At 43.1% G+C, this 6,800-nt stretch carries 6 protein-coding genes; 2 read left to right on the top strand and 4 right to left on the bottom strand.

Translation table 11 applies throughout. The annotated features are described in order from the left end of the window. Position 1 precedes the first annotated feature (1 nt). Positions 2-991, top strand: coding sequence for a chemotaxis response regulator protein-glutamate methylesterase (locus tag B9J84_RS06795; RefSeq protein ID WP_404206494.1), 990 nt, complete (start codon positions 2-4; stop codon positions 989-991). 65 nt (positions 992-1,056) lie between these two features. Here the strand turns inward: B9J84_RS06795 and B9J84_RS06790 are convergent, their stop codons facing one another. The 3 genes from B9J84_RS06790 to B9J84_RS06780 all read right to left on the bottom strand — a co-directional run bounded on the left by B9J84_RS06790 (position 1,057) and on the right by B9J84_RS06780 (position 4,787). Further along, the gene (locus B9J84_RS06790; RefSeq protein WP_017043621.1) at positions 1,057-1,356 is read right to left on the bottom strand and encodes a hypothetical protein; all 300 of its coding nucleotides are present in this window, start codon (positions 1,354-1,356) and stop codon (positions 1,057-1,059) included. A gap of 244 nt (positions 1,357-1,600) precedes the next feature. Further along, positions 1,601-3,001 (bottom strand): asparagine--tRNA ligase, encoded by a 1,401-nt coding sequence (gene asnS / locus B9J84_RS06785; protein ID WP_026028293.1) that lies wholly within the window; start codon positions 2,999-3,001, stop codon positions 1,601-1,603. A 154-nt stretch (positions 3,002-3,155) separates the two neighbouring features. Further along, the gene (locus tag B9J84_RS06780; protein ID WP_094123818.1) at positions 3,156-4,787 is read right to left on the bottom strand and encodes a methyl-accepting chemotaxis protein; all 1,632 of its coding nucleotides are present in this window, start codon (positions 4,785-4,787) and stop codon (positions 3,156-3,158) included. Positions 4,788-5,092: 305 nt separating this feature from the next. On the opposite strand from B9J84_RS06780, the gene queD reads away from it, so the two are divergent. Continuing rightward, a complete protein-coding gene (gene queD / locus B9J84_RS06775) occupies positions 5,093-5,452 on the top strand; it encodes a 6-carboxytetrahydropterin synthase QueD (RefSeq protein WP_010320709.1) in 360 nt (119 codons plus the stop codon). 89 nt (positions 5,453-5,541) lie between these two features. Here the strand turns inward: queD and B9J84_RS06770 are convergent, their stop codons facing one another. Further along, a complete protein-coding gene (locus B9J84_RS06770; protein WP_064625287.1) occupies positions 5,542-6,741 on the bottom strand; it encodes an endonuclease in 1,200 nt (399 codons plus the stop codon). Positions 6,742-6,800 lie beyond the last annotated feature (59 nt).

Below are 6,800 nucleotides of genomic sequence, written 5' to 3'. Positions count from 1 at the left end.
TATTGAAGTGCTTACTCCCGCTTCTGATCCCATATTCGCTCAAAAAAAAATGGCTGTTCAATGGCCAGATGTGATTATTTTAGATGTAGAAATGCCTCGTATGGATGGTATTACGTTTCTTAAGCAACTGATGGCGGAGCATCCGACGCCTGTCATCATTTGTTCTACACTGACGGAACGTGGTGCGGAAGTGACTATGCAAGCATTGCAAGCGGGTGCGTTGACGATTATCACTAAACCCAAAGCAGGGTTGAAAGATTTTCTACAAGAAAGTCGGCAGGAAATGTTAAGTGCGGTGCGCGCCGCCGCACAAGCAAAGCTAGAAAATATTGTTAAACCCAAACCTCATGTACTCAAGAAAGTACAGCAAACAATGCCGAATCCGAATCACTCGACATTAACATTGAAGACCACACAAAAAGTGGTCGTGATCGGCACATCTACAGGTGGGACACAAGCTTTAGAAGCGATCTTAACAGCATTGCCAGCAGTCTCTCCGGGGATTGTTATCGTGCAACATATGCCCGAAAAATTTACCGCGATGTTTGCTGACCGGCTCAATGGGCTTTGTCAAATAGAGGTCAGGGAAGCAAAGAATGGCGACCGAGTTCTTCCGGGGTTGGCATTGATCGCTCCGGGTGGCCGTCACATGCAACTGAATCGAAGTGGTGCACATTATCAAGTCGAAATCAAAGATGGCCCCGTAGTTAACAGGCATAAACCATCAGTCGATGTACTTTTTCGCTCAGCGGCAAAGCATGTAGGCCCTAACGCTGTCGGTTTTATTTTGACGGGAATGGGAGATGATGGCGCACGAGGTTTGCATGAGTTGAAAGAGAGCGGTGCCTATACAGTTGCACAAGATGAAGCAAGCTGTATCGTTTTTGGTATGCCCAAAGAGGCAATCGAACGTGGTGGTGCTTGTTCGGTGCTACCACTCAATCAAATAGCGCAGGAAATATTGCAACGAGCTTCATCGAGGCACTTGTAGATTAGATCTTCATTTATTTTTAGTTGAAACCGACTTGTTGAGACGCTCCCAACAAGTCGTAGTAGTTACTTTTTTAAGCCAATTTGAGATTCGATGGCTTCGGTTTCTATTTCAGGGTGTTCGGCGAGCTTTTCTGAAGCCCATTGATTGATATGCTTCAAAATAGCCGACACGGCATGTTTTTTTGTTGCTTGCTCATTTTCTGCCACATCCAACGCTTGTTTAGGCTTTAAGCCAGTAGCATCTTCTGCGATATGAAGCCAATCAGGATGCCAGTAGTAAGGTTGACCAGAAGGGGTCATCCAGCCATGAACACCGTTTGTTTCACCATTGTACTGCAAATTATCTACATCATTTTTTTTCATATAAGTTCTCGCCATGGATTGATCTGAATACGTGGTTAATGTAACTCGGTTGCATAGCACAATAGAGTGAACATGATCATGTAATTGAACTAAATGTAACAAAGGAAGATGAAATTGAGGTGATTTTGATCTCATGTTTATTTGAAATTCACTCTATTGTTATTGAGAGTGAACACTGATTGTTGGGGAAATAAAAAAACCACCGAGTTTAACGTCGGTGGTTTTTAAAAATCGTGTTTGATTTTTAGAAGTTTGCAGAGCGTGGTGTACGTGGGAAAGGAATCACATCACGCACGTTGCCCATACCGGTCACATAGGATACTAAGCGCTCAAAGCCAAGGCCGAAACCCGCGTGCGGTACAGTACCGTAACGACGTAAGTCGCGATACCAACTCATATGTTCAGGATCTATGCCCATTTCAATCATACGCGCATCAAGAACATCTAAACGTTCTTCACGTTGAGAGCCACCGATGATTTCACCAATACCTGGGGCAAGAACATCCATTGCAGCGACAGTTTTACCATCGTCGTTTAGACGCATGTAAAATGCTTTAATGTCTTTAGGGTAGTTCTTGACGATTACAGGCGCTTTGAAGTGCTCTTCAGCAAGGAAGCGCTCGTGTTCAGAAGAAAGATCAATGCCCCATTCAACATCAAATTCAAACTTACGACCTGAATCGATTAGGATCTTCACAGCATCGGTATAGTCTACTTGCGCAAAATCTGAATTAACGAACTGCTCAAGGCGAGTAATTGCCTCTTTGTCGATACGCGAAGCAAAAAACTCAAGGTCATCACGACGTTCTTCAAGAACGGCTTTGAAGACATACTTCAGCATATCTTCAGCCAGTTTCGCGACATCGTTTAGATCAGCAAACGCGACTTCTGGCTCTACCATCCAAAATTCTGCAAGGTGGCGGCTCGTGTTTGAATTTTCAGCACGGAACGTTGGGCCAAAAGTGTACACTTTGCTTAATGCACAAGCATACGCTTCGGCATTTAACTGTCCTGAAACTGTAAGAAATGTCTCTTTGCCGAAGAAGTCTTCATTGAAATCGACATTGCCTTGCTCAGTACGAGGAAGGTTAGCGAAATCCAGCGTTGAAACACGGAACATTTCACCCGCACCTTCTGCATCAGAAGCGGTAATCAGCGGCGCTGACATCCAGAAATAACCTTGCTCGTGGTAAAAGCGGTGGATGGCTTGAGAAAGGGAGTTACGTACACGAGCCACTGCGCCAATCACGTTGGTACGTGGGCGAAGATGCGCCACTTCACGAAGATATTCAATTGAATGGCGAGTTTTTGCCATTGGGTAGGTTTCAGCATCTTCAACCCAGCCAACAACCTTCACCTCAGTTGCTGCAAGTTCAAATGCTTGACCAGAAGCAGGGGACTCAACAATCTTACCTGTTACTTCGACAGAGCAGCCAGTAGTGAGCTTTAGCACTTCGTCATTGTAATTATTCAGATTATTAGGGACCACGGCCTGAATCGGGTCGAAACAAGAGCCGTCATAAATGGCAAGAAAAGAGATTCCAGCTTTGGAATCACGACGAGAACGAATCCAGCCTCGGACAGTCACTTCACTGTCAACGGCTAGCTTACCGCTCAATACGTCTGTTACAGGCGCGTAAGTCATGTTTGATATAGTCTCCATTGAGGTAAAAATTCAACCCAATGTTCAAAGGTATTCTCACTCTATAAAGTGGACAAAAAACAAGCGAAACATTGGGTTGCTTATTACTTTTTAATTCAATGGCACATATTACCTGTCAATTCGTTCGCATCAACCTTTATTGTCGATTCGTGGCCGAATTCTTAGCAGAAAGCGTAAATTGATTCATCAATGTTTCTAAGCGCTGCGATAGCTGTTTTAAATTGACGCTGATTTCTCGGGTTTGCGTTGCCGATTGAGACGTATCATCAGCATGTCGAGTAATGACTTCGATCTTCCCTTGAATTTCTTGGCTGACTTGTGTGGTCGTTCGTGTTTGATCTTGAATATTGTTTGCATGATCAAGCACCTGCTGCATCTCTTGTACGGCATTACTCATTGCGGAAGATAAAACTTCGACTTCATTTGAACGTTGATGCGCATGTGAGCAAACCAAATCAACTGAGGCGAGCGATGTTTCACTGTCACGTTGGAATTGAGCGATGATTTTCTCAATGTTTCCAGTCGCTTCTGCTGTTCGTGAGGCGAGTTTTCGCACTTCATCGGCCACGACCGCAAAGCCTCTTCCTTGTTCACCCGCTCGTGCTGCTTCAATCGCCGCGTTTAAAGCCAGCAAATTAGTTTGTTCGGCGATACTTTTAATCGTTTCAAGAATGGAGGAAACCAGCCCTGTCTGATTATTAAGTTCAGAAATTTTATCTTTCACGGACTCGATATCGCTTACCAAACCTTTGATATCTGCGCTAGCTGTATGTGCTTGCTGTGCACTTTGTTGAGCGACATTAGCGGTATGTTTGATAAGCTTTGATGCATCAACGGTAGCTTGATTAACCGTCTGTTGTTGAGATTGCATCTCTTCAATATTGAGCTGAACGTCAGAGGTTTCACGCTGCTGATTTTTTGCCGCTTGGTTGGTTGTTTGTGCTACGTCGGTTAACTGGTTTGCTGAATCGGCAAGCGAATGAGAGGTCTCTTGCACTTTTGCCAAACTGTCCGAAACCGTGTCCATTAAAGAGTTGATGGAGACCGCGAGTTGTCCGAGTTCATCTTTTTTGGTGCTGATAAGCCGTTTTGATAAATCTTTGCTCTTACTGATTTCACACATGAATCGTGACGTATGCTGGATAGGGCGAACAATCATCTTGCGGATCAAAAAAAGCGTGATCATAAATCCGATAAAGGCAATGGAAGCCATAATAATAACGGCAATGACAGTGTGAGTACTGATCATTTGGTTTACATGGCTCAGGTTATATTCAAGACGAATAGCTCCTAAAACGGTTCCTTCTTCCGCCATATGACAAGATACGCAGTTTGTGCCTCGGTAATCTAGGCTTGATTTCATCGGTAAGGCGACGACCAATCCTTTCCCCCAGGAAGCATTGAATGGTTCAATGACGGTTTCCCCGGCCAGTGCGCGTTTATCTATCTCGTCCATTGGCTGTTGATTTTCTTTTCCAGGACCATAAAGTTTACTGACCGCCTCTGAACGTAATACTCGCACCTGTTCAATACCATCTTGCGCGAGTGCCTTTTGGCGCAAGGTCTCTTTCTGAGCCATGGTACCAGTCAACATCATCATATTGAGGCTATCAAAGTAGTTACTCGCTTTATCGTGTAACTGCTCGCTCAACACCGAATTGAGAAGGTCACGTTGTTGTATATATTGATAGCTGGTTGATACCGTTAATACAAAAGCAAAAACGGTGATGAGCGTAAGTAGCAATTTAGACGTAATTGGTGAGTTCATGATAATTTTATTATTATTGAGAGGGTGACAGTGTAAATATAGCGTTAATATGCACTAGTGCAAAAGTTGTAGTCTTTGGAGTGTGACCCTATACATACTATAGGTTTAACAAATGTGATGTGGCACGTCATGATTCCCTATTAATGCTTAAAATATCACTCAAAGGCGTGGGATTTTCCGTTGTATCACTGTGATAAATTGTACGGTTTCATCTGTCTTGCAATGTAAACAAAGCTGCCTAGAAACTTGTTTCGTGAGTCTATATTCCTTAGTATTGCCTCTCTTTTAAAAGCTTGAGAACCAAGATGAAAACAGAATTATACAAAGAGTTTATGTTTGAAGCCGCGCATCGTTTACCTCATGTACCTGCAGGGCATAAGTGCGGCCGTTTACATGGGCACTCTTTTTTAGTTCGTCTGTATGTAGAAGGTGAGGTCGATCCTCATACTGGTTGGGTGATTGATTTTTCTGAAATTAAAGCGATATTTAAACCTATTTATGATCGTTTAGATCACTATTACTTGAATGACATTGAAGGGTTAGAGAACCCAACCAGTGAAGTGCTTGCGAAATGGATTTGGCAACAATTAAAGCCAAGCTTACCACTGCTCAGCAAAGTTGAAATTAAAGAAACCTGCACGGCGGGTTGTATTTATAAAGGCTAATACCAGTAGACAATTCCGAACAACAAACAATAAATAACAAGTAGATAGGCACTACTATCGCGCCTATCTACTTACCCAATATAAAGAGCCTAATGACCCCAAATTTGGCTTACATATTCAGGATGATCGATATAGGGATTTCGGTTACCTTGAAATTGATAAACGGCGTCATTGCGCTGGCGTTCTTTAGCACTCACAGGATCTTCTTGGTGCCAACGCTTTAGCATAGCCAGAGCCCAAGCTTCAAAAACCACGGTACTAGTACCATCAAGTATGGCATCAGCGTTGTCAGTATTTCCTTGCCAGCTGCCGATACGGTTCTCGTAGCGGGTTGCTATGTAAAAATAGGCGCGCGCTAGATCGCCTTTAAATTCATCAATAGGCTCAAATACGGTGCCATTATAACCTAGCGTATTGCTTGCACTGCCAAGTTTTGAACCATTACTTGAGGTATAAGTGATATGACCAACTTCGCCAAATGGCCAGTTACTGCGTTTTGCATTGACAAAACCATCAGTGGCAAACAAGTGGTGACCGTCGGAATTCATTGGCTCAACGCTGCCCCCAAACCAACTTTTAGGAAATGAGTGTTCCCTATTGTAACAATCGCCTTCTCGTCGATACTGACCACACTGATCGCTGACTTTAGTAAAACTAACACTGTCGTTGTTGTCAGGTTTCTCAGAATAGATATCTAACATTGAACCGTCATTCTCATAGTAGTTATCTATGTCTGCATTTTGTAATAGTGTCCAAATTGCGGAATAACCGCGGCTATTATGATTCTTTATGATGTTGTATAAGGCCGTTTTTAGTTCAAAACCTGTTTTTCCTATCGCGGCTTGATAATAGTCATGGTTAGCGGGAGGTGTTGATTCACCAAGTAATAAGCTGTTTGATTGGTTGTATTGAAATTCTCCACCAGAGGCCAGTATTTCCGAGCCTTTGGCTAAGGAATAAAGGCCATTGCCAGAGCCACAGCAAATACCATCACCATAACTGTCATGGATGGTGAATTGATATTCACCATCCGATAAGCATATTTCTTGGCTATAAGATGTGGAGTCTGAGTAATTATTACCCGCATAAATAACCTGTGAGAGGCTGTTTTTTATTTCCCAACTTGTTTCAGAAGCGTATTGATCGGTGGTTAAATTCAGAGTCAGGTTGTGAGCGCGACATGTCACATGGCTTGATGGTTGCTCAGCGTTACTATTTTCTGTCTGCGCACTGGTAAGGGGAGAGCAAAGCAGTGCCAGTAGGGTAAGGTATGAAATTTTCGTTGTCATAATTTTCTCATTGGATAGTTAAATCGCAACTAAGATAACCATTTGCTCAGTCAATAAAT

It is taken from the genome of Vibrio sp. V03_P4A6T147 (genome assembly GCF_002241085.1).
GTDB lineage: Bacteria > Pseudomonadota > Gammaproteobacteria > Enterobacterales > Vibrionaceae > Vibrio > Vibrio anguillarum.
This window is presented reverse-complemented; position numbering and strand designations above follow the sequence as displayed.